We start from the raw sequence: 22,397 nt of genomic DNA, 5'->3' as shown, positions 1-22,397 counted from the left end.
TTTACCTTAACTTCAACGTCGCTAAACCCAATAAGACTAAAAACAATGAAATAATCCAAAAGCGCACTATGACTCGGGGTTCAGGCCAACCCTTCAATTCATAATGATGATGAATAGGTGCCATACGGAAGATGCGTTGACCACGTAATTTATAGGAGCCGACTTGTAAAATAACGGAAATGGTTTCAACCACAAAAACACCGCCCATGATCACTAATAGCACTTCTTGACGAACCAAAATAGCAATCACACCTAAGGCCGCCCCTAGCGCTAACGAACCCACATCGCCCATGAAAACTTGTGCCGGATAAGTATTAAACCACAAGAACCCCAAACCCGCGCCCACTATGGCGGTGCACACTATAACCAATTCGCCTGCGCCGGGTAAATAAGGAATATGAAGATAATTGGCAAATTGAGCATGGCCGGATAGATAAGCAATTAACGCAAAGGCTGCTGAAACCATCACTGTTGGCATAATGGCTAAACCATCAAGCCCATCGGTTAAATTAACCGCATTACTGGATCCAACGATCGTGAAGTAAGCCAATACAATGAAGAAACCACCCAATTGCGGCATCACCTCTTTGAAAAAGGGTAAAACAAGTTGGGTTTCACCTAGGCTTTCAGCAGAGCCATATAAATACAAAGCCACAAACAAAGCTGCCACAGACTGAAAAAAGTATTTCCATCTCGCAATTAAACCTTTGGGATCTTTCCTGACGACTTTTCTGTAATCATCCACAAATCCAATGAGACCGAAACTGCCCAAAACAAACAATAACGTCCACACATAGCGACTCGACAAATCTCCCCACAACAGTACACTAATAAAAATACTGGCTAAAATCAGTATGCCACCCATTGTGGGCGTACCACGCTTACTAAAATGAGATTCTGGACCATCATTACGTACCACTTGCCCAATTTGCATTAATTGCAGGCGCTCGATCATTTTCGGCCCCCACCACAAGCTGAATACTAATGCCGTTAACAAACCTAAAATTGCTCGAAAGGTGACATAAGAAAAAACATTAAACCCACTGTAAAACTGGGTTAAATACTCAGTCAAATAGACTAGCATTAAACAAACTCCCCGCGCCCATAGGCAACTGTTAAGGCTTCAACAACGCGCTCCATTTGAGCACTACGTGAACCTTTAACTAATACAGTCACCTCATCCGGCAACTTATTAATATAATTAATTAAATAATTTGATAACTGGTGGATATCAGTACAGTGCTGGCTGCCAAATTCTCGACTGGTCTCTTGGGTTAAGTCACCAACACAAAACACATTGTGAATACCACTTTGTTTCGCTAATTGTCCTAGCTCTGCATGCAAAGCACGCGCATTGTCGCCTAATTCAGCCAAATCGCCCAGTATTAAACACGTATTTCCACCAATTTCTTTTAACCAGTTGATTGCAACAGCCACTGAACTGGGGTTAGCATTATAACTATCATCAATTACCCGAACGCGACCCAAGATCTTAGGCTGCATTCTTCCTTTAACCGGAGAAAGTAGGTGCAGGCCAGCTTTAATGTCATTTAAAGAAACGCCTAATGCTAAACAAATAGCACTCGCACCTAAAGCATTACTCACTTGATGTTGACCCGTTAGCGGCATACTGACTTCGCATACTTGCCCATCGTAATGAAGTTCAAATCGATAACAACCCAAGGGATCAGAGACTAACTTTTTAGCCATTACATCTGCAGAGCAATTAACACCAAAAGTCAGCTGTTGATGCTTATTCGATGCTTGACGCATCACCTCAGAAAAATCATCATCCGCATTAATAATGGCTACGCCATCATCGTCAAGATGATTAAATATTTCGGCTTTAGCTGCCGCCACGCCCTCTAATGAGCCAAATCCTTCTAAATGCGCTGAAGCGACATTGTTTACCATAGCAATACTTGGCTTAACCAATGCTGAGGTATAATCAATTTCTCCTTTATGATTAGCACCTAATTCGAAAACACCGTACTCATCACCCATTTCGAGTCGAAGCAAGGTCAAAGGAACGCCAATCTCATTATTAAAATTACCTGCGGTATACCTCACCGAGTAATGTTGAGACAAAATAGTCGCCACCATTTCTTTGACACTTGTCTTACCATTGGAGCCTGTAATCGCAACACTCACAGGATCGACAAAGTCTCGAACAAAAGCGCCGATTTCTCCCATGGCCCTTTGCGGATCAGGCACCACTATTTGCGGCACATTAATAGGCAATCTTTTTTCAACTAATAATGCAATTGCGCCATTATCCACGGCTGCTTGTGCAAATTCATGGCCATCAAAATGCTCACCTTTCAGCGCCACAAACATGCCATGTTTAGGAATATGGCGACTGTCTATTGTCAGCTGATAGATATAAATATCTTCACCTTGTAATTGAATGCTCTCTAACTCATAGGGGCTACTACAACTAGAGTGTTCTCTTAAATGCTGACAAATTTGCGATAACGTTAACACTATCATGAGGAGCCCTCCGTTAATGCATAAGCCAACTGGCGTTCATCATAGTCATATTTAATGCCTTTCACTTCTTGGTAAGTTTCATGTCCTTTACCTGCCAGTAAAATTAAATCTCCAGATGAGGCTTTCATCACCACCTCACGTATTGCTTGTTCTCGATTCACTTCCACTAACACCTTTGATGGATCATTCAATCCCATTAGCATATCGTCAATAATACTGTGAGGGTCTTCGCCTCGAGCATTATCACTCGTCAGCATGACATGATCAGCACCCATTTCAGCAGCTTGTGCCATTAAAGGGCGTTTTCCTTTATCCCTATCTCCACCGCAGCCCAATACACACCATAATGTTCTCTGGCAATGTACTCTCAGTGCTGATAAAGCTTGAGTTACCGCATCTGGTGTATGCGCATAATCCACCACTAACGTCACCCCGTCACGTCCAATAAAACGCTCCATTCTTCCTGCAACAGGCGTTAATTTAGGGACTAATGTCAGTAATACCGACATATCTTCATTAAGCCCGTATAAAGCTGTTAATGCCGCTAATAGATTGGATAGATTAAAAGCACCGAGCAAGGGTGACTGTATAGTTGCCTCACCTTCAGGCCAAACAAGCGTCGCGATGACACCTGCAGTATTAAATTGGACGTTTTTAGCATAAACGGCTGCCGCTTCATCTCCATTGGCACTAAAACCCAGCAGGTTTAATTGATTGCTGCCATCTTGAGCTAAGGTCTTTAACCAAACTCGGCCTAATTCATCATCTTGATTGATGACTGCTGTTTTAACACTTGGAAATTGAAATAACCTTTTTTTCGCGGCGCCATATTCATTCATGCTACCGTGATAATCTAAATGATCTCGGCTCAAGTTGGTAAAAATAGCAAGATCAAAAGGAACGGCTTGAACGCGAGCTTGTACTAGACCATGGCTAGAAACTTCCATGGCACAAAGATCCACACCTTGACGATCATATTCCTGTAGCTGTTGCATGAGCGTCACCGCATCTGCGGTGGTATTGCTGCTTTCAACAAGTTCTCCAAATAATCCATTCCCCAACGTCCCCATCACTGCCGATTGACAGCCCTTTAAATGGGTCAACTGTGCAATAAATTGACTCACTGATGTCTTGCCGTTAGTGCCTGTAATTCCAATGAGACGTAATCGCTCTGCTGACAAAGGATAAGCATGAGACGCCAAGGCTGATAATTGATTATTAAGCTGGAAAAATGAAATGATCAGTTGCTGTTCATGACTCACTTTTCCGTGTTCTTCTGGGTTATCGGTATGCATCAACACCGCGATGGCTCCAAGATTAAACGCAGCTTGAATATAGTTTCGACCATCGACGGCATGGCCGGGGATCGCGATAAACAGATCCCCAGTCTTAATATGACGACTGTCTAACGTCATATTGTTAATATTTTCTGACCCCGAGTAATGAAACCAAGGTGCTAATAAATCTTGCAATAACATCTATTGATTTGTCCTAGCTAAAGTCGCAATCTTCACTTTATCTTTTGATGTAACAGGTTCAACATTCAACATTTGTAACGAGCCCGACATCACCTTCGCAAAAGGGGGGCCGGCAATATCACCGCCATAATAATGATCCCCTTTAGGCTCATTAATCATGACCGCTATTGCTAACCTCGGATTATTAACTGGGGCAACACCGGCAAAAGAAGCCACGTAATCATCACCGTAGCCACCCGCAACCGCTTTACGACTCGTCCCCGTTTTCCCTGCCACCGGATACCCTTCAATGTGTGCCCTTACCGCCGTCCCCTCCGCTTTAGTGACCCCTTGTAACATACGCATGACTTTATTAGCGACATCAGCAGACAAGACTTGCACGCCTTCAGGCTTTTTCTTTAATTTAACGATGGATGTAGGATATAAAATGCCTTTGCTGCCTAACGTTGCATACATTCTAGCCAGTTGCAGCGCGGTAATGGTCAGTCCATAACCAAAAGATAACGTTGCCCGCTCAAAATCAGACCATCGATGACTATCCCGCACCACTCCAGTACTTTCACCAATAAGATCAATACCACTATAGGTACCTAGCCCTAATGCAGCATAGGTTCCTAATAATTGCTCGATAGGCATGGATAACGCCACTTTTGAAATTCCCACATTACTGGAATGCACTAAAATATCCGTCAAGGATAAATCACCGTAATTTCGACCATCCCTCACCCGCCGTCCACCCAAACGCATCCATCCTGGCGAGGTATCAATCAATTGATTATCTTGTATGGTTCCCGCCTCTAAGGCCGCCGCTACCACAAAAGGTTTAATCACAGAACCTGGCTCAAACGTATCCGTCAGAGCGCGATTTCGCATGCGAAACGCTTGTAATTTATCGGTTGAATTAGGGTTGTATGATGGCGTATTTGCCATCGCTAATACCTCACCAGTCCGGATGTCTAACACCACAATTGAACCTGAGGTCGCTAGATTAATTTCGGTGGCTTTTTTTAACTCTCGATAAGCCAGTTGCTGAATACGCTGATCAATACTCAATACTAAATCATTTGAATTCTCACCTTCTTGGACCATATCAAGGCGTTCCACAACCAGCCCATCCCTCGATTTGCGCACCTTCTGTTTACTAGGCGTGCCCGTTAGCCAAGTATCATAAGTTTTTTCTATGCCTTCAATACCAATACCATCGATATTGGTAATGCCAATCAATTGAGACGTAATTTCCCCAGCAGGGTAATAGCGGCGTGACTCTGATTTAAGATATACCCCCGGAAGATTAAGCAGCTTGATATAATCGGCAACCGCTGGAGTGACCTGCCTTTTTAGGTAAGCAAATCGTTTTTTAGGATGACGTTTTACTCGAGAAAGTATTTTAGTCAGAGGCTCATGTAATACATCTGCCAATGCTTGCCAACGACGCATATCCTTAAAGCCGTCACGAGCATAGACTCGTTTAGGATCGACCCAAACAGCCCGAACAGGCACACTAACCGCTAACATTTCGCCATTGCGATCCGAGATCAAGCCCCGTTGAACCTCTCGACTGGTTGTTCGCAAGGTTCGCATGTCACTTTCATAACGTAATTTATCAGGTTCTATGATTTGAATATAAGCCGCTCGAACAACAAGGGTGATAAATAATAAGCTCACAAAGGCCACAACGACGTATAAACGCCAATGGATCAATTGTGGTTTTTGTATACGCTTTGCTTGTTTATTCATTTCACCCTCACAACAACCTCTTCATTGGGTAGCGGACGCTTCATATTCAGATCCTTAGTCGCAATATTGGTGATCTTGCTATGCTCTGATTGCGACTGCTCTTCTAATAACAAATTACGCCATTCAATATCTAACCTATCTCTCTCTTGCAACATTTGATCCCATTGATTGGTATAGCTTCGGCTCATGTAACTGGTGTATACCACGGCAACAGCGTTCAACATAACCAAAGTCGCTAACAATAATACCCATCTGTGTAGCCAAAGATCATTTAATATAATACGCGTCAAATCTAACCGTGATTTATCCAATATTCATTCCTTACATAAACTTAAGCTCAACTCATGTAGGCTTAACTTACCAGACGTTCTGCCACCCTCAATACCGAGCTGCGCGCTCTTGTATTACGTTCAATTTCTTCAATTGATGGCTTTGTGGCTTTGCCTATAGGCCGTAGTTTACGCGTTTTATTAATTTCAGCTTCTGTGATCGGCAATCCATGGGGAACACTCACCCCTTGGCTATGACGACGAATAAAACGTTTTACCATTCTGTCTTCTAAAGAATGAAAACTGATCACTGAAATCCGCCCTTCAGGGGCCAAAATACTCAATGCGCCTTCCAATGCTTGGTCAATTTGTTCCAATTCACTATTGATATAAATGCGAATGGCTTGAAACACTCTAGTGGCCGGATGTTTATTACGCTCTTTACTCTTACTTATTCGTGCAATCAAATCCGCCAACTCTTTCGTCCTCAAAAAAGGCGTCTTCTCTCTATCTGCCGCGATACATCTCGCAATATGGCGAGAATTTTTTTCTTCTCCATAGGTTTTGAACACCCAAGCCATGTCTTCGATTTCAGCGCGCGCAATCCATTGTGCTGCGGTTTCGCCTTGAGAATTATCCATCCTCATATCAAGTGGGCCATCGCGTAAAAAACTAAAACCACGTTCAGCATCATCTAATTGAGGAGAAGACACCCCGAAATCCAGTAATACACCGTCTATTTTTTTTGTTAATCCCAGTTCGCTAACATAGCTCGCTAATTGACCAAAACCACCATGAACAATTTGAAAGCGGGGATCATCTTTAAACTGCTCTGCCGCCTCAATCGCTTGAGGATCTCTATCAATAGCAATTAAACGTCCATTGGGGCCTAACTGTTTTAACACTTCACGAGAATGACCACCGCGTCCAAAAGTCCCGTCAATATAGACGCCTTCGGCTTGTATATTTAATCCTGCAACCGTTTCTGTTAATAAAACGGATAAGTGTGAAAATTCTTCGTTCATAGTGCTCTTCTATGGTTAAAACTCACGACTAGAGTGAGAAATCAGCTAAACCTTGGTTTGCTGCTAAGTCTTCATTTCGAATCGTTTCAAGACTGGCAGCGATTTCTTGCTCCCAAGTTGACTCATTCCACAATTCAAATTTATTTAGTTGCCCAACTAACATGGCGCGCTTCTCTAAAGCAGCATATTGTCTTAAAGGAGGAGGTAATAATAATCGACCATTAGCATCAAGCTCACATTCATGGGCATAACCCAAGAGTAAGCGCTTGATTGCTCTTTGTGGAGGCTGAGTGTCGGATAGAACCTGCAATTTAGCTTCAATTTTACGCCATTCTAGCTTGGGGTAAAGTAATAAGCAGGGAGATTGAATATCGACTGTAATAACCAGTTCACTACCATGCTCCACATGCAAGGGCTCCCGGTATCGCTTTGGTATTGCGATCCGACCTTTCACATCAAGGTTAATAGCACTTGCTCCACAAAACACTAAATTCTTCCCTGTTTATTTAAATAAGCCAATAAAGCCCACTTATACCCACAATTACCCACTAGACCTAAGTTTAGGGATAGAATGCAAGTCTTGTCAAGGGATGCAGCTATTTAACAAATCCAGTAACCAAGCGGGTTAGCAGGGAATTTTGTCCATATAAATAAAATGGGGCAAAGAGGGATTTTGTGGGTATTTAACCCTAAAAAGTAACAAAAACAGTAAGAAATAAGCTTAAAACAAACACACACGGTGTAAAAAAGTGGTTTTTTAATACCTTTAGGGGGGTATAATGCAACACTTTTATCTGCTTTAACTTTCAATTAATGCCTCATGATAATCGCTAACTCCCTAAAGAATCATGAGTTAACTTCATTATTAATATTAGCATTTATTACTATAATATTAAATACTTAGCTGATTACATAAGACTTTTGACTACCATACTAAAGGCCAGTGAAAGTAAATTTATTGCAAAACATGGGAATAATAATGGCACAAAAACCTTGCCAAACAATAATTTTTATTTTAAAACAGGCAGTTAAATACAAAACCCCTCTCCATTGAATAAAGGTGATACTCAGCCACTTTACATCGGGATGAGTATCACCTAACCTCTTTATTAATTTACAATGTATAGCTCAGCTGCATCCCCACTAACCAAACCTGACCACTCGCTTCTGCTTGATAATTAATCTGGGCCAAATCCAGTAAGGTCATCTCTTCCGTTATTGGGGCATTCCCAATAGCTTTGATGTAGGTCGCAGCAAAATCCACTGCTAATTTAAGCGTTATTTGATATTCAGTACCCGCACTAAACCATAGTCGGTCAGATTCTGGAATGGTTGCGGTTCGATATTCATCATCAACCTCTGTTTTATCTAATGCCATTCCGGCCCGTAAAGACCAATCATGACTCATCTGATACGTACAGCCCAAGGCAAAAAGCCAATTATCTTTAAAATGCTCTTCTTTAACAAGATCTGAATTCAGCTCTCCAATAGGCTTAGTGTCACTGAGGAAATATGCCACTAACTCATCAAACACGTGCCATTGAGTCCAGTTGATGATAAGAAGCAAGCTCAGCTGTTGCTGGTAATGCTAAGGGTAAATAACCATCGATTTGAACATCTTTCCCACCGGTCGGTTTAACTTAATCCTAAAGCTTATCCCTCTAATTTAAGATCAACGCCACTGTAATAAGACAGTCCCAAACGGTGGTCAGCATTGAGCTGCCAGCTTACTCCCGCTTTCCAGCCATAACCGACATCATTCCATGCCTTTAAGTTCAGTCCCGGAGGCTTTGCTATCGCCGCAGGTAAAGGGAGTTCATTAATCCACAGAGGGGTTGAAGCCCTGATTTTACCTTCCCCATATACAACACGCACCCCTGCGCCGACACTGACATGTTCATTGAGTCGATAGGCAATATTAGGGTTTAATTCGACGGTTGCAACGTAAGTCTCACTGCCAAAAATAGCGGCATTATGATTGGCTAATATTTGTGTTTTCAACCCATAGTTTGAATTAGCAGCCACACCTAAGCTCCAGTTTTCATCTAACCGAGTGGTCAAATAAAAATTAGGCACCAACGCATCATCAGTCGCATCGGCATTGAACGTATCCCCTTCGATCCCAATGCAGGCACTGACACCGTCATATCACCGTTAACATCGACATCAGGCATCACATATATGGCGCCTAATGACAATTGAGTTCCCTCAAGATAACTCATCATAGCCGGATTCCGCCCTTGTGCAGAGGCATTATCGGCTATGGCCGCTTCCCCTGCAAAGGCCCGAGACAATCCGGTGGCAGAATATTCTGCCAATTGAAAACCCGCTGCTTGCACTTGCGCAACAGCACCTAACATGGCTGAGCTTACAGCCAACGTTAACATACGCTTCTTCATTATAACTCTCTACTTTATGATTAAAGGTGTAGAACTAAAGCTCTATTTAATTTGAGAGCGCTGTGTACTGACCGAAAAAGACTTTACAAGTTTATTAACAAAAACAGCGTAAACAACCACAAAAACAGCAATTTCAAAACAAGAAATAACTCTTTGGGTTTTTTTCATCGTCTAATGAGGAGGAACAGAAAGGGAGTTTGAGAAAACAGAGGTGATCATTCAAACGGAAAAACTAAATTACACTTTAAATTCAGTGAAATAAAAGTAATTATAGGTAACGCAAGTGTAAACTTAAAAATAAAACCATTATTAGCATATATCACTGCCAAAACAATTAAATTAACACTTCAACCCTTTAAAAAACAGAATGTTACAATGGTTCATTTTTAAACACATAAGCAAAAAAGGTATAAAACACGAACAATATATCCTTAACAGAAATGACGCTACAAGCGTATGCTTATTGCGGTTAAACAGCCAAGCCAGATGAAAATGTAGGGTTCAGCTGACTTGGCTATAATCGACTGTTAACTGACTTCATGCAGCCAAGCAGGTAATTTATCTTCATGAGCTTCAATGTGCTCAATTTCAGATAAGGTTAACCCTATAGAATCTAATCCATTTAATAGGTTGTGACGAGATGCCCTATTGATCTCAAAATTAAAAATAGCGCCTGTTGGTGACGTCACCGTCAACGCCTCTAAATCTACCGTCACTTCCCCACCTTCTACCGCTTCAACTTCATCCATTAACTGCTGCACTTCAGTGCTGGTTAATTTAACGGGCAACAGGCCATTATTAATCGAGTTGCCATAAAAAATATCGGCGAAACTCGGTGCAATAATCACTTTAAGTCCGAAATCAGCCAATGCCCAAGGGGCATGCTCACGACTCGAACCACAACCAAAGTTTTCTTGCGCCACAAGCACTGAAGCACCATGATAGCGGGGATGATTGAGTGCAAAATCAGGATCATGCTCTTCACCCGCATCGTCTAAATAACGCCAATCATGAAATAAATGCACTCCGAAGCCTTCTCGTGTCACTTTTGATAAGAATTGCTTTGGAATAATTTGATCGGTATCGATATTAGCACTATCGATCATTACGGCTAAACCCGTATGTACTGTAAAAGCTTCCATCTCTCTACCTCCTAAAATGGATAGCGAATATCAACAAAATGACCCACGACTGCCGCAGCGGCCGCCATCGCAGGACTCAGTAAATGCGTTCGACTCCCTCGACCTTGACGACCTTCAAAGTTCCGATTGCTGGTCGAGGCACAACGATCGCCCGCTTCAAGTTTGTCATCATTCATCGCAAGACACATAGAGCATCCCGGTAAACGCCATTCAAAGCCTGCTTCCATGAAGATTTTATCTAAACCTTCAATCTCCGCTTGCTCTTTCACAAGTCCTGAGCCGGGTACCACTATCGCTATCACACCCTCTGCCACTTTACGGCCTTTCGCATGAACTGCCGCAGCCCGTAAATCTTCAATACGAGAATTGGTACACGACCCAATAAAGACCTTATTAATACTCACATCTGTCATTTTTGTGCCCGCCTTAAGATCAATATAATTTAAGGCTTTTTTAATACTGTCTCTGATCGTCGTATTTGGTTCATCTTCAGGTGAAGGAACGGGCTGATCAATGGCCACCACTTGCCCAGGATTGGTGCCCCACGTTAACTGCGGCGCAATTTGGCTGGCATCCAGTACAACTTTGGCATCAAATACCGCGTCATCATCAGTTTTCAACTCTCTCCAATGACTGACAGCCTCTTCCCAATCTTTACCTTTTGGGGCGAATTCACGACCTTTCAAATAAGCGAAAGTCGTTTCATCAGGGGCTATCATGCCCGCTTTAGCACCCATTTCAATGGCCATATTACAGACGGTCATCCGTCCTTCCATTGAAAGTGATTGAATCGCCTCACCACAAAATTCAACGACATGGCCAGTACCGCCATCCATGCCCATTTTACCGATTATCGCCAATACAATGTCTTTTGCCGTAATGCCTTCAGCAACTTGGCCTCGCACTTCAATTCTCATCATTTTGGCTTTTGTTTGACGCAAGGTTTGCGTGGCCATCACATGCTCAACTTCTGATGTACCGATCCCAAAAGCCAGCGCACCAAAGGCACCATGTGTTGCCGTATGAGAGTCACCACACACAATGACCGTGCCCGGTACCGTAATACCCAGCTCAGGTCCCATCACATGAACAATACCTTGATTTTTATGAGTGATGTCATACAACTTAACGCCGAACTCTTCACAATTATCCTTCAATGTATCCACTTGAATACGTGCCATTGGACTTAATGCATCTAAACTCGCACTGCGAGTTGAGGTATTATGATCCATCGTGGCAAACGTTTTTTCAGGGGCTCTTAATTTACGCCCCGCAGATCTTAACCCACTGAACGCTTGAGGTGAAGTCACCTCATGCACTAAGTGACGCCCAACGTAAAGGATAGGCGTTTGGCCTTCAACCTCTCTGACAAGATGGCTATCCCATACTTTTTCATATAGTGTCTTACCCATTACACACCTTCCTTTACAACTTGAGCGATATAATCACCCATTTCACTGGTCGACTTTGCTTGGTTTCGCTGATCGCTTGTCAGTAACTCTCCGGTCAGATAACCATCTCGTAAGGCTTTTGATACCGCGACTTCAATCGCCACTGCGGCGGCTTCTTCTTTTAAGCTATGACGCAGCAATAATGCCGCTGATAAAATTTGTGCCACCGGATTGGCAATCCCTTGACCCGCGATATCCGGTGCACTGCCCCCTGCAGGCTCATATAACCCAAAACCTTGACTGTTCATGCTCACCGATGACAGTAATCCCATTGAGCCAGTTAACATGGCAACTTCATCAGAGATAATATCGCCAAATAAATTAGAGCAAAGCATGACATCAAATTCATTTGGACGGCGTAATAGCTGCATTGTCGCGTTATCGATATAAATATGTTCGAGCTCAACATCGGGATAATCTTTGGCGACATCTTCAACCACTTCACGCCATAAGACTGAACAAGCCAGTACATTGGCTTTATCAACAGACGTCACTTTTTTGCGGCGACCTTGAGCCGCCTCAAAAGCGATATGCGCAATACGCTCGATTTCTTTACGGCTATAACGCATGGTATCGAAAGCTTCTTCATTCTCACCTTCACCTTGGCGCCCTTTAGGCTTACCAAAGTAAATACCCCCTGTGAGTTCTCGTACACACAACACATCGAAGCCTTTGGCTGAAATATCGCTACGAAGTGGCGACATATGTTCCAAGCCTTGATGTAATTTGGCGGGGCGAATATTACAAAAAAGCTCAAAATGACCTCGTAGTGGTAATAATGCGCCACGTTCAGGTTGATCGTTAGGCGGTAAATGTTCCCACTTCGGACCACCGACAGAGCCAAATAAAATCGCATCAGCACCTTCACACCCTTTTAATGTGGCCTCAGGCAGTGGACAACCGTGATTATCAATCGCAGCCCCCCCAACATCAAAAGAAGTATATTCAATCGCAAGGGAAAAACGCTCTTCCACTGCGCTCAGCACCTTACGTGCCTCAGCCATCACCTCTGGGCCTATACCATCTCCTGCCAACACTGCTACTTGATAACTCATACGCTTTCTCGGCTCCGTCTTAACTCTATATTATGGTCAATGTATTTCGTACTACGCTAAAGGCTTGCTTCACTTATACTGTGGTAAAGTCACGACTCTGTTTAATTCTTTGCTTATGATCAGCAACTTTATCGGCTCGGCGAGCAAGATTCATCACATGGATTAACGCTTGTACTGATGCTTCAACCACGTCGGTGGCTAAACCCACACCATGGAAACGTCGATCATGATAACTGGCTGTAATATCAACCTGACCCAAGGCATTTTGCCCTTCACCCTTAGCACTTAACTGATAACTGGTAATATTAATCTTGCAATCACTGGCTTGTGATATCGCTTGATAAGCCGCATCAACAGGCCCATTTCCGCTGGCGGTTTGCGTCGCGTCATGACCATCGACATTTAATGTGACGGTGGCACTTGCCTTACCCTGAACAGAATCCGATTGGACCGCTAATGCCTGCAAGGTAAAATGATCATCTTGCTCTGTTTGAGCCTCAATGAACACTAACGCCTCTAGATCATAATCAAACACTTGGCCTTTTTTATCGGCTAAATCGAGAAACGCATCATATAACGTATCCATATCATAATCTTGTTCGCTATAACCCATTTCCATCATGCGATGTTTAATGACATGCCTTCCAGAACGCGACGTCATGTTCAGATTATTACGATTCAAGCCAATACTTTCTGGCGTCATTATTTCATAAGTATTTTTCGACTTAAGCATGCCATCTTGATGAATACCCGATGAATGAGTAAAAGCATTCGAGCCGACAATCGCTTTATTCGCTTGGACTGGCATATTGCATAAGTTACTGACTAATGCTGAAGTACGATGAATTTCCTGAGCATTAATGCCCGTTTCAAACCCAAGCTGACCTTTGCGCGTCTCCAAGATCATGGCAATTTCTTCCAATGAGCAATTACCCGCACGTTCACCAATGCCATTAATGGTACACTCAATTTGACGCGCACCATGCTGCACAGCAGTAATCGAGTTAGCGACAGACAAGCCTAAATCATCATGACAATGCACCGAAATAACAGCTTGATCGATATTGGGAACACGATTGAAGAGTGTTTGGATAATACTGCCAAACTCACTCGGTAAGGTATAACCGACGGTATCGGGAATATTAATCGTGCGTGCACCCGCTTTAATGGCCTCTTCAACCATTCGGCATAAATTATCAATCGGTGTGCGTCCAGCATCTTCACATGAAAACTCAACATCATCAGTAAAGCGACGGGCATATTTAACCGCACCGACGGCCATCTCTAATACTTGATCAAAAGATCGCTTCAACTTACTTTCAACATGGATCGTCGATGTTGAAATAAAAGTGTGAATTCTAAATTGCTCAGCAACCGATAAGGCTTGAGCCGCGGCATCAATGTCTTTTTCTAAGGCTCGAGACAAAGCACATACCCGACTATTTTTGATTGTCTGCGCTATCGTTTGAACCGACTTAAAATCACCAGGTGAAGAAACAGGAAAACCGACTTCCATAACATCGACACCTAAACGCTCGAGTGCTAACGCGATCTGTAACTTCTCTTTAACTGTTAGACTTGCCGCTAAAGCTTGTTCACCATCACGTAATGTGGTGTCAAATATCATAACTCGGTTAGACATCTTCATTTCTCCATCGAACTCTTACTTCGATTTATCGACCGCCCACTAAATTGAGCACTTTAAATAGCAAAAACCCCGCGACTTTCAGCGCGGGGTTTGTGAATGTTGTCCTATGCTATCTAGCACTGATGCAACACTAACGCCTCCGCGCAGAAACTGCGAGAATGAGGAGGAGCTTGAGTAGTGCACGTTGCTTGTTCATCATTATTTATTCAAAAATCCTAGATAACTATATTGGGTTTGAAGCGACAATATTATTGTCACTACTAGTTTTTAACCTGTCAGCGCGCTGCTGTCAACTGCATTTTTTTTCACTACCAACAGGTCGCACCAGATGAAAGCAAAAGAATAAAACATTTAAAATAAACAACCACAAACATTAACATTGTTTACATTTTAATCTAATTTAATTTCACGCTTTATTTAAAAACCACTCCATTTTGAATTACCTTATTTTTTATGCGTTTTTTACTCAAAAGTCGGTATAATTCTCAGCAAATAGAAATTGAAAAAATATCTAAGAAGAATGGGCGTGTTAAAAATGGACTTTCGTTGCATTTTATTAAGTCTCATATTTTGGCTAACGCCAACTGAGGTCAATAGTGAGGAACAAGTCCGTTCCATCAACACTTTTTTATATCAACACCCTGATCAAGCCGTCAATACGATTAGCACCTTCCTGTATAAAAAGCCTGATCAACCTCTTAATCGCTTTAATACACTATTATACCAATACCCGAATCAAGTCCTGAGTACCGTTAATCATTTAGAAAAAAAACTCAGTAAAGACAGCCTTTCGGCAACCACCCAACTGCGTATTGCTTTACTCAAGTGTAATGCCTATTTGCAAATTGGCGAAAATGAGGCGGCGCTTAATCTTGCCAGACTCAGTGAAGCCAAAGCAAAGAAAAATAAACATGAACAAGCAAGGCCTTATTTTATGCTTTGCATGGCTGAAGCCTACGCCAACCTTAACGATATTCAACAAGCCTTGCCTTTGCTCTATTCGGCCATTACCTTAGCTCGTCAAGATAAACAACCTCAAGCGCTCATCAGTGGTCTCTGGTTAAGAAGTAAGCTCGATGCCAGAGTCGAAAATTATGACCCGGCAAAAGATGATCTCACTTTAGCCTTAGATCTCTATCCTGAATTATATGAACAAAAAAGCCAATGGAGTTGGCCACCTAAAGCCTATTTGTATGCCACCATGGCTAAACTTCAACAGCAAACAGGGCACAAAGAAAAAGCTGACAGCTTTATGGAGCGCGCGTTTAAAAGTCCACACGTTGAAGGAAAAATAGAGCTTAATTTAGCATTAGACATGGCTAAAATCGCCTTAGAAAACAAACAAGAACAGACACGAAAAAGTGCTTTACAACAAGCTAGGCTCTTACTACCAGAGCTGGGAACAGAGCTCGAGTTGGCTTATGCCTATAGCAAAATTGCTTACATCGATTTCCATAATAAACGATTTGATAGCGCCACTCAGCTATTGAATTTGAGTATTAAAACCTTTACAAAACAGCATAAAACCATCGAGAATATGCGCGCTAAATGTTTATTAGCCCAAGTAAAGTTAACCAGAGGGATAAAAAGTGAAGGGGTAAAGTTGATGTTAGATGCCATAAAAATTGGTATTAAAAATCAATTCTACCAAGATCTCGAGCAATCCTATCGTGTGATCAGTAAGTATTATGCCGAAAATGGCCAGTATGAACTCGCCTTCAAATACCAACAGAAACGTTTTCAAACCCAAAAAAATGAAAACGATTACATTAAACGAATTTGGCTACTACAGCTAAAATCTGATTCGAGCCGCCAAGAAGTATTACAGGCTAATAAAACCCAGCCAACAAAAACGTTCCTTAAAGCCCCGTTCCTCTTATCTCAAAGTCTTTATATCGTCACAGCGGTTATTTTATTGATATTATGTGTGATGATGACTTATAAACATCTTTCTAGAGTGAGAGCTAAACCATCGAATAAAATTCTCTCTGTTTCGCCTCAAGAAACCACAACACTCTCAGAGATGGAACGGCTATTAAATGGTAGTAAACAAGGTCATACTCCCTTGTCCTTGCTTATTTTTGACCCAAGCTATATTAACAAACATGATCTTCCCACGATTATCGCACAATTAAAAAACACCTTAAGAGAGCAAGATAAGCTTTTACACTATGATAATGATCAATTATTAATCTTCTTACCTCATACTTCCGAAAAAGGCGCACTCAATGTCATCCAACAGCTGATTATTGCGCTATCCCCATGGCAAGATGATCATAGAGTGAATATTGGCCTGAGTACCATGCAGCAATTTGATAATATGGGATCCATGATAAAACGTGCCAGTATCAATTTACTCAGTAAAATTAAATCAAACGAGTCTTAGCCTAAAGATCAGCACGAGTGAGGTATTGGGTTATTTCATCTAAAAATGCACCGCCAAAACGCTCAAGTTTACGTTCCCCTACACCATTCACCGCCAGTAACTCTCTAGGACTGGTGGGCAAAATCGCCGCCATTTCAGCTAATGTGGCATCATTAAACACCAAGTAGGGGGGCACATCGAGTTCCTCGGCTAAAGAGCGGCGTAATAATTTCAATTTAGCGAATAACTTACGATCATAATCTATACGCGTTTTACTGCCAGTACTACGACGCTTAATACTCGGTAATACCATTCTCGGCTCTGCAAGTTGCAACGATACTTCCCCTTTAAGCACCACTCTTGCGGATGCATTTAAGGTCACCGACGAGCCACGTGTTATATCTTGACTGGCTAAACCTAAATGAATGAGTTGACGGGTAACACTCAGCCAATACTCTTGACTTTTATCTTTACCGACTCCCCACGTCGATAACTTGTTATGACCTCTATCAAGGACATTGGCCGCTTTCGATCCTCGCAATATATCAATGAGATAATTCACCCCAAAACCTTGATTCAATCGATAGATACAAGACAACACTTTTTGAGCATCTTCTATGCCATCATAACGCTTAGGCGGATCGAGGCAAATATCACAGTTACCACAAGGTTTAAGGGCACTTTCATCAAAATAATGCAGCAATACTTGTCTACGGCAAGTTTGCGCCTCGGCAAAAGCCGCCATGGTATTGAGTTTATGAAATTCAACTTGCTGTTGCGGTCCAGGTTCGGACTGTTCAATAAGGTGCCTTACACGCCCGATATCATTGGGATCGAATAAGAGTAAGGCTTCAGAATCAAGTCCATCTCTACCTGCTCGCCCCGTTTCTTGATAGTAAGCTTCCACGCTTTTAGGAATATCATAGTGCACGACATAACGCACATTAGACTTATTAATCCCCATACCAAAAGCCACTGTCGCAACGACAATATCAATTTGGTCTCTTAAAAACTTATCTTGTACTTCGCCCCGATCTTCTTGGGTTTTCCCCGCATGATAAGCCTCCGCCTTAAAGCCTTGCAACTTTAGCCTTTCAGACACCTCATCGACTCGACGCCGACTACTGCAATAAATGATGCCACTATTGCCATTTTGCTGCTCAATAAATTGTCTCACTTGATTTGAGGCACTCAGTTTTTCCACCACGGTATAACGAATGTTGGGGCGATCAAAACTGGTCAAAAGCGAATAAGGACTAATGGTTAAACGCTGACAAATGTCATGGCGCGTCGCCTGATCCGCTGTGGCCGTCAATGCCATGATGGGCACCTGCTCAAAATGTTGACGTAATTGGCCCAAAGCAGCATATTCTGGTCTAAAATCATGTCCCCACTGAGAAATACAGTGGGCTTCATCGATGGCAAATAACGAAATAGATAACGATTTCAAACGCTCTATAAACTGCCCTTGCAATAACCGCTCAGGTGAAACATACAGTAATTTAAGCTCACCACTGTGCATCTGTTGTAGCACTTTGGTGCTTTCCTCCCAAGGCAAAGAGGAGTTTAAATACGCTGCTGCTACGCCCATTTGGGTTAAACTGTCGACTTGATCTTTCATCAAAGAAATCAGTGGAGAAACCACTAATGTTAGGCCTGGTAAGAGTAAAGCCGGTAACTGATAGCATAAACTTTTCCCGCCCCCCGTTGGCATGATCACTAGGCAATCTTGTCCGCTACAGATCTGCTCAACAACATCACGTTGCCCCGCTCTAAAAACGCGATATCCAAAAACGGATTGAAGACAGGATAAAAATTCATCTTGGGGGGTGTCGAGAAGTGCTTGTTCCATGATCTGCCAACGTCAAAAAATGAACTGCTCATTCTAATAGAGCTTCACTCTCTTGTCTCTCCTTCAAATTAAAATTAACGCGAAAAAAGACACTTGCATCCTGAATATGATTAAAGATAGATTAGATAAATAGATTTTTTACTCTAATTTAGTCATTTTAAATATTCAGGCCAACACAACATTAAGGCTTACTAAGGACACCTATGCACGCAGACATCAAAATGGAAACGTTACGTCAATTGGCTGAAGTCGTCGATCAGCAGATCCCTTTTCATAACTTATTAGACATGCGAGTCAAGCAATACGATTTAAAGGGTCTGGAAATGACCGTGATGATGCGCACTGAACTGGTGGGTAATATTCATCAGAATATTCTCCATGGTGGCGTAACGGCTTCTGTACTCGATGTTGTGGGGGGATTTACCGCTTTTGCAAGCTTAATCGACAGCCGTGATGATTGGAACATTGATGAGCTTAAAAGTCGAGTAAAAACCCTCAGTACCATCGATTTGCGCATCGATTATTTACGTCCTGGACGAGGAGAAGTCTTTACTGGCACTGGCACAGTCATACGTGCAGGTAATCGCGTTTCTGTTTGCCGAATGGAATTACACAATGAAAGAGGCGATCACATTGCTTTTGGTACCGGGACCTACATGGTTGGCTAACAGCACGGTGAAAACAATCCTCTAAGATCCAGCGGGTTTAATGGCTACCTAAGCGCATTACCTATACGCTTGGCTCATAAAGTAGCGCGTTAACGACAGTAAATGATTGAGTCGACTAGAATAGAGGCATACAATCTGCGCCTCTGTTATTTTTTGGGTTGGATTTTATGCATGATACTGAATATCGCAAGGGCATTATGTATGCCATTGTGGCCTATACGCTGTGGGGCATTGCACCCCTGTATTTTAAATTACTCAGTGATGTGCCAGCCACCGAAATTCTGCTTCATCGCGTGTTGTGGTCATTTATTTTTGTCATCTTGCTCGTTAGCTGCTTCGGTAAGTTTTCTCGACTACGAGCAGTCTTAAAAAAACCCAAACAGCTCGGGATCCTGTGTGTAACCTCATTGTTAATTGCCGTTAATTGGCTGGTTTTTATCTGGGCGGTGAATAATGAACACATGTTAGATGCCAGTTTAGGGTATTTTATTAACCCACTCGTTAATGTGTTATTAGGCATGTTATTTTTAGGCGAACGTTTGCGTAAATTACAATGGCTAGCATTAACGTTAGCCGCTACAGGCGTATTGCTGCAACTCATTTCCTTTGGCTCGATACCGACCATTTCTTTAGTTTTGGCGTTATCTTTTGCCTTTTATGGTTTATTACGTAAAAAAGTCAATGTGGATGCACAAACAGGCTTGTTAGTCGAAACCGCTATTTTAGTCCCTATCGCACTGTTATATTTATTACAAAATATTGATGGCTCGCTCACTCACTTCATCGATAGTGATATCTCTCGTCAATTATTACTCATGAGCGCAGGTATTGTCACCACTATCCCGCTGCTTTGTTTTGCGGCATCGGCTGTGAGGATCCCTTTATCTTTATTGGGCTTTTTCCAATATATCGGCCCAAGTATCATGTTCATCATGGCCATAAGCCTATTCAATGAGCCCTTTAATTTAGAAGAAGCCTCTACCTTTGGCTTCATCTGGGCAGGTTTAATACTGTTTACCGTCGATATTTTTTATAAACGTAAAAAGGCACAATAACCATCAAAAAACAGGCCGCAATCGCGGCCTGTCTTATACCCAAGCTGCTAGAGTCGGTATCTTCACGTTATTTGGCTATAAACCAAGATCATCAGTCTACAGCTCGAGTAGTAATATTTTAGACTTACGTTGGTAGTTATATAACTGCTTCTTTTTCCCGGGTAATTCATTGACTTCAACAATATTAAACCCATGTTCTAAGAACCAATGAATACTGCGAGTCGTAAGCGCAAATAAGCGAGAATAGCCCCTCACTCTTGCCTGGCCTATGATGTTATTAAGCAGCAAACTGCCTCTGTCTGCATCTCGATACTCAGGATGCACCACTAAACAGGCAAACTCACCGGCATTATCTTCTTCAAAGGGATAAAATGCCGCGCAACCTATCACTAAACTATCTCGCTCAATCAACATGAACTGTTCAATTTCCATTTCCAGCTGCTCACGCGAACGCCTCACTAAAATACCTTGCTCTTCTAATGGACGAATGAGATCTAAAACCCCCCCGATATCACGAATGGAGGCTCGGCGTAACCTTTCAGCACTTTCGGTCACTATTTGTGTGCCGACCCCATCACGAGAAAACATCTCTTGTAACAATGCCCCATTATCGAGATAACTAATAAAATGGCACCGGGCGACCCCATTACGACAAGCATCAACGCTGGCTTTCAAAAACATTTGTATCCCCACCCCCATAACATCGGCTGCAGAGATATCCATTAGCAGTTTATGCACATCGGTAGGCATGAGTTCAGCTAACACCTCACCTTGCTCATTAAGAATGCCTTTTTCGGCACTAAAACCTATCATTTTGTCGGCTTTTAGTTTCACCGCAATTTGGGTTGCCACTTCCTCGGCCGTCAAATTAAAACTTTCACCGGTCACAGAAGCCGCAATAGGGCCGAGTAAAACAATACCATGATGCTCAAGCTGACGCTGTAACCCTTGGGTATCGATACGCCTCACTTTACCGCTCAAGCAAAAATCCACGCCATCATCGATACCTAATGGCTGTGCAATTACAAAATTGCCACTGACCACATTAATCTGAGCACCTTGTAATGGTGTATTGCTCAAACTCATCGATAATCTCGCGGTAATGTCTAGCTGTAAGCCTCCAACCACTTGCTTAATGACCTTTAAAGACGCCTCGTCGGTGATCCGTACACCTCGATGGTACTCAGGCTGAATCCCATGAATCGATAAAGCCTCATCAATTTGTGGGCGCGCACCATGCACTAGCACCATTTTAATGCCTAGACTGTGCAATAATGCAATATCATTAATAATCGAATGGAACTGAGTCTGTGCTAGGGCTTCTCCTCCCAGCATCACCACAAAAGTCTTGCCTCTATGCGCGTTCACATAAGAAGCAGATTGACGAAACCCATTAACTAGTTCAGTGGTACGCACGCTAATCTCTCACCTTTAAATATGTCGTTGCCTTCTTTTATGACTTATTTTGAGCCCAAATAATGTCTGCTGATGAGTAAAATTAAGTAAACAGCGCAGGGTGCTTTTACTCACTCAACCGCATTGCTTTCACCCAAAACACAGTGATAAGTATAAGACAAACTTTATGAATAACAGCATATAGAAAGAATACTATTGCATTTTAATGCAATTAAAAAGCATTTATTTTCACTTCATGTTGTTTATCGCCCATCAAATCCCTCAACCTACCTAATGATGCTGTATCGATAGATTAGAGTAAGCACACAACTTTAACGGTTTGACAGCAAATGAGACGCCACAATTAA

General features: G+C 42.4%; 16 protein-coding genes and 1 pseudogene. 3 read left to right on the top strand and 14 right to left on the bottom strand.

The features are described 5' to 3' along the window. Position 1: 1 nt before the first annotated feature. The 12 genes and pseudogenes from mraY to leuA form a co-directional block, all read right to left on the bottom strand. Positions 2-1,084, bottom strand: coding sequence for a phospho-N-acetylmuramoyl-pentapeptide-transferase (mraY, locus tag L2764_RS03625; RefSeq protein ID WP_248938879.1), 1,083 nt, complete (start codon positions 1,082-1,084; stop codon positions 2-4). After that, positions 1,084-2,490, bottom strand: a complete 1,407-nt coding sequence (locus tag L2764_RS03620) for a UDP-N-acetylmuramoyl-tripeptide--D-alanyl-D-alanine ligase (protein ID WP_248938878.1) — start codon at positions 2,488-2,490, stop codon at positions 1,084-1,086. Before L2764_RS03620 ends, mraY begins: the two co-directional genes overlap by 1 nt. Next, positions 2,487-3,968 carry a UDP-N-acetylmuramoyl-L-alanyl-D-glutamate--2,6-diaminopimelate ligase gene (gene murE, locus L2764_RS03615; protein WP_248938877.1) on the bottom strand — a complete coding sequence of 494 codons (1,482 nt, stop codon included), beginning with the start codon at positions 3,966-3,968 and terminating at the stop codon, positions 2,487-2,489. Before murE ends, L2764_RS03620 begins: the two co-directional genes overlap by 4 nt. Continuing rightward, entirely contained in the window at positions 3,969-5,705 is a 1,737-nt protein-coding gene (locus L2764_RS03610) for a peptidoglycan D,D-transpeptidase FtsI family protein (protein WP_248938876.1), read from the bottom strand. It lies immediately after the preceding gene. Next, a complete protein-coding gene (gene ftsL / locus L2764_RS03605) occupies positions 5,702-6,016 on the bottom strand; it encodes a cell division protein FtsL (RefSeq protein ID WP_248938875.1) in 315 nt (104 codons plus the stop codon). Before ftsL ends, L2764_RS03610 begins: the two co-directional genes overlap by 4 nt. A gap of 41 nt (positions 6,017-6,057) precedes the next feature. After that, complete coding sequence (gene rsmH / locus L2764_RS03600) at positions 6,058-6,999, bottom strand: 16S rRNA (cytosine(1402)-N(4))-methyltransferase RsmH (RefSeq protein ID WP_248938874.1); 942 nt, start codon at positions 6,997-6,999, stop codon at positions 6,058-6,060. Between the two features lie 28 nt (positions 7,000-7,027). Next, the gene (gene mraZ, locus L2764_RS03595; protein ID WP_248938873.1) at positions 7,028-7,486 is read right to left on the bottom strand and encodes a division/cell wall cluster transcriptional repressor MraZ; all 459 of its coding nucleotides are present in this window, start codon (positions 7,484-7,486) and stop codon (positions 7,028-7,030) included. Between the two features lie 627 nt (positions 7,487-8,113). Beyond that, positions 8,114-9,398 (bottom strand): annotated as a pseudogene (locus tag L2764_RS03590) (outer membrane protein transport protein). A 527-nt stretch (positions 9,399-9,925) separates the two neighbouring features. Then, positions 9,926-10,540: a 3-isopropylmalate dehydratase small subunit gene (leuD, locus tag L2764_RS03585; RefSeq protein WP_248938872.1), complete on the bottom strand. Its 615-nt coding sequence runs from the start codon at positions 10,538-10,540 to the stop codon at positions 9,926-9,928. 11 nt (positions 10,541-10,551) lie between these two features. Then, positions 10,552-11,952, bottom strand: a complete 1,401-nt coding sequence (gene leuC / locus L2764_RS03580; RefSeq protein WP_248938871.1) for a 3-isopropylmalate dehydratase large subunit — start codon at positions 11,950-11,952, stop codon at positions 10,552-10,554. Next, positions 11,952-13,046, bottom strand: a complete 1,095-nt coding sequence (leuB, locus tag L2764_RS03575; RefSeq protein WP_248938870.1) for a 3-isopropylmalate dehydrogenase — start codon at positions 13,044-13,046, stop codon at positions 11,952-11,954. The genes leuC and leuB overlap by 1 nt, the downstream gene beginning before the upstream one ends. Before the next feature lie 73 nt (positions 13,047-13,119). Then, positions 13,120-14,688 carry a 2-isopropylmalate synthase gene (leuA, locus tag L2764_RS03570; protein WP_248938869.1) on the bottom strand — a complete coding sequence of 523 codons (1,569 nt, stop codon included), beginning with the start codon at positions 14,686-14,688 and terminating at the stop codon, positions 13,120-13,122. 541 nt (positions 14,689-15,229) lie between these two features. On the opposite strand from leuA, the gene L2764_RS03565 reads away from it, so the two are divergent. After that, on the top strand, positions 15,230-17,080 hold the full coding sequence (locus L2764_RS03565) for a histidine kinase (RefSeq protein ID WP_248938868.1): 1,851 nt from the start codon (positions 15,230-15,232) through the stop codon (positions 17,078-17,080). Between the two features lies 1 nt (position 17,081). Here L2764_RS03565 and recQ read toward each other — a convergent pair whose 3' ends face one another. Then, the gene (gene recQ / locus L2764_RS03560; protein WP_248938867.1) at positions 17,082-18,911 is read right to left on the bottom strand and encodes a DNA helicase RecQ; all 1,830 of its coding nucleotides are present in this window, start codon (positions 18,909-18,911) and stop codon (positions 17,082-17,084) included. 203 nt (positions 18,912-19,114) lie between these two features. Here recQ and L2764_RS03555 point away from each other — a divergent pair, with 203 nt between their 5' ends. Next, entirely contained in the window at positions 19,115-19,579 is a 465-nt protein-coding gene (locus L2764_RS03555) for a thioesterase family protein (RefSeq protein WP_248938866.1), read from the top strand. A gap of 167 nt (positions 19,580-19,746) precedes the next feature. Next, entirely contained in the window at positions 19,747-20,634 is an 888-nt protein-coding gene (gene rarD, locus L2764_RS03550) for an EamA family transporter RarD (protein WP_248938865.1), read from the top strand. 96 nt (positions 20,635-20,730) lie between these two features. On the opposite strand, the gene argA is transcribed toward rarD, so the two are convergent. Next, positions 20,731-22,050, bottom strand: coding sequence for an amino-acid N-acetyltransferase (gene argA / locus L2764_RS03545; RefSeq protein ID WP_248938864.1), 1,320 nt, complete (start codon positions 22,048-22,050; stop codon positions 20,731-20,733). Positions 22,051-22,397 lie beyond the last annotated feature (347 nt).

Origin of the sequence: Shewanella surugensis (assembly GCF_023284005.1) — a bacterium.
Lineage (GTDB): Bacteria > Pseudomonadota > Gammaproteobacteria > Enterobacterales > Shewanellaceae > Shewanella > Shewanella surugensis.
The sequence above is the reverse complement of the archived record's forward strand: the minus strand, read 5'-3'. Positions and strand labels throughout refer to the sequence as shown.

Excerpts from the sequence above, each read along its gene's own strand:
- mraY (WP_248938879.1), bottom strand. The coding sequence starts at position 1,084 with ATGCTAGTCTATTTGACTGAGTATTTAACCCAGTTTTACAGTGGGTTT.
- L2764_RS03620 (WP_248938878.1), bottom strand. The coding sequence starts at position 2,490 with ATGATAGTGTTAACGTTATCGCAAATTTGTCAGCATTTAAGAGAACAC.
- murE (WP_248938877.1), bottom strand. The coding sequence starts at position 3,968 with ATGTTATTGCAAGATTTATTAGCACCTTGGTTTCATTACTCGGGGTCA.
- L2764_RS03610 (WP_248938876.1), bottom strand. The coding sequence starts at position 5,705 with ATGAATAAACAAGCAAAGCGTATACAAAAACCACAATTGATCCATTGG.
- rsmH (WP_248938874.1), bottom strand. The coding sequence starts at position 6,999 with ATGAACGAAGAATTTTCACACTTATCCGTTTTATTAACAGAAACGGTT.
- leuD (WP_248938872.1), bottom strand. The coding sequence starts at position 10,540 with ATGGAAGCTTTTACAGTACATACGGGTTTAGCCGTAATGATCGATAGT.
- leuC (WP_248938871.1), bottom strand. The coding sequence starts at position 11,952 with ATGGGTAAGACACTATATGAAAAAGTATGGGATAGCCATCTTGTCAGA.
- leuB (WP_248938870.1), bottom strand. The coding sequence starts at position 13,046 with ATGAGTTATCAAGTAGCAGTGTTGGCAGGAGATGGTATAGGCCCAGAG.
- leuA (WP_248938869.1), bottom strand. The coding sequence starts at position 14,688 with ATGTCTAACCGAGTTATGATATTTGACACCACATTACGTGATGGTGAA.
- L2764_RS03565 (WP_248938868.1), top strand. The coding sequence starts at position 15,230 with ATGGACTTTCGTTGCATTTTATTAAGTCTCATATTTTGGCTAACGCCA.
- recQ (WP_248938867.1), bottom strand. The coding sequence starts at position 18,911 with ATGGAACAAGCACTTCTCGACACCCCCCAAGATGAATTTTTATCCTGT.
- L2764_RS03555 (WP_248938866.1), top strand. The coding sequence starts at position 19,115 with ATGCACGCAGACATCAAAATGGAAACGTTACGTCAATTGGCTGAAGTC.
- rarD (WP_248938865.1), top strand. The coding sequence starts at position 19,747 with ATGCATGATACTGAATATCGCAAGGGCATTATGTATGCCATTGTGGCC.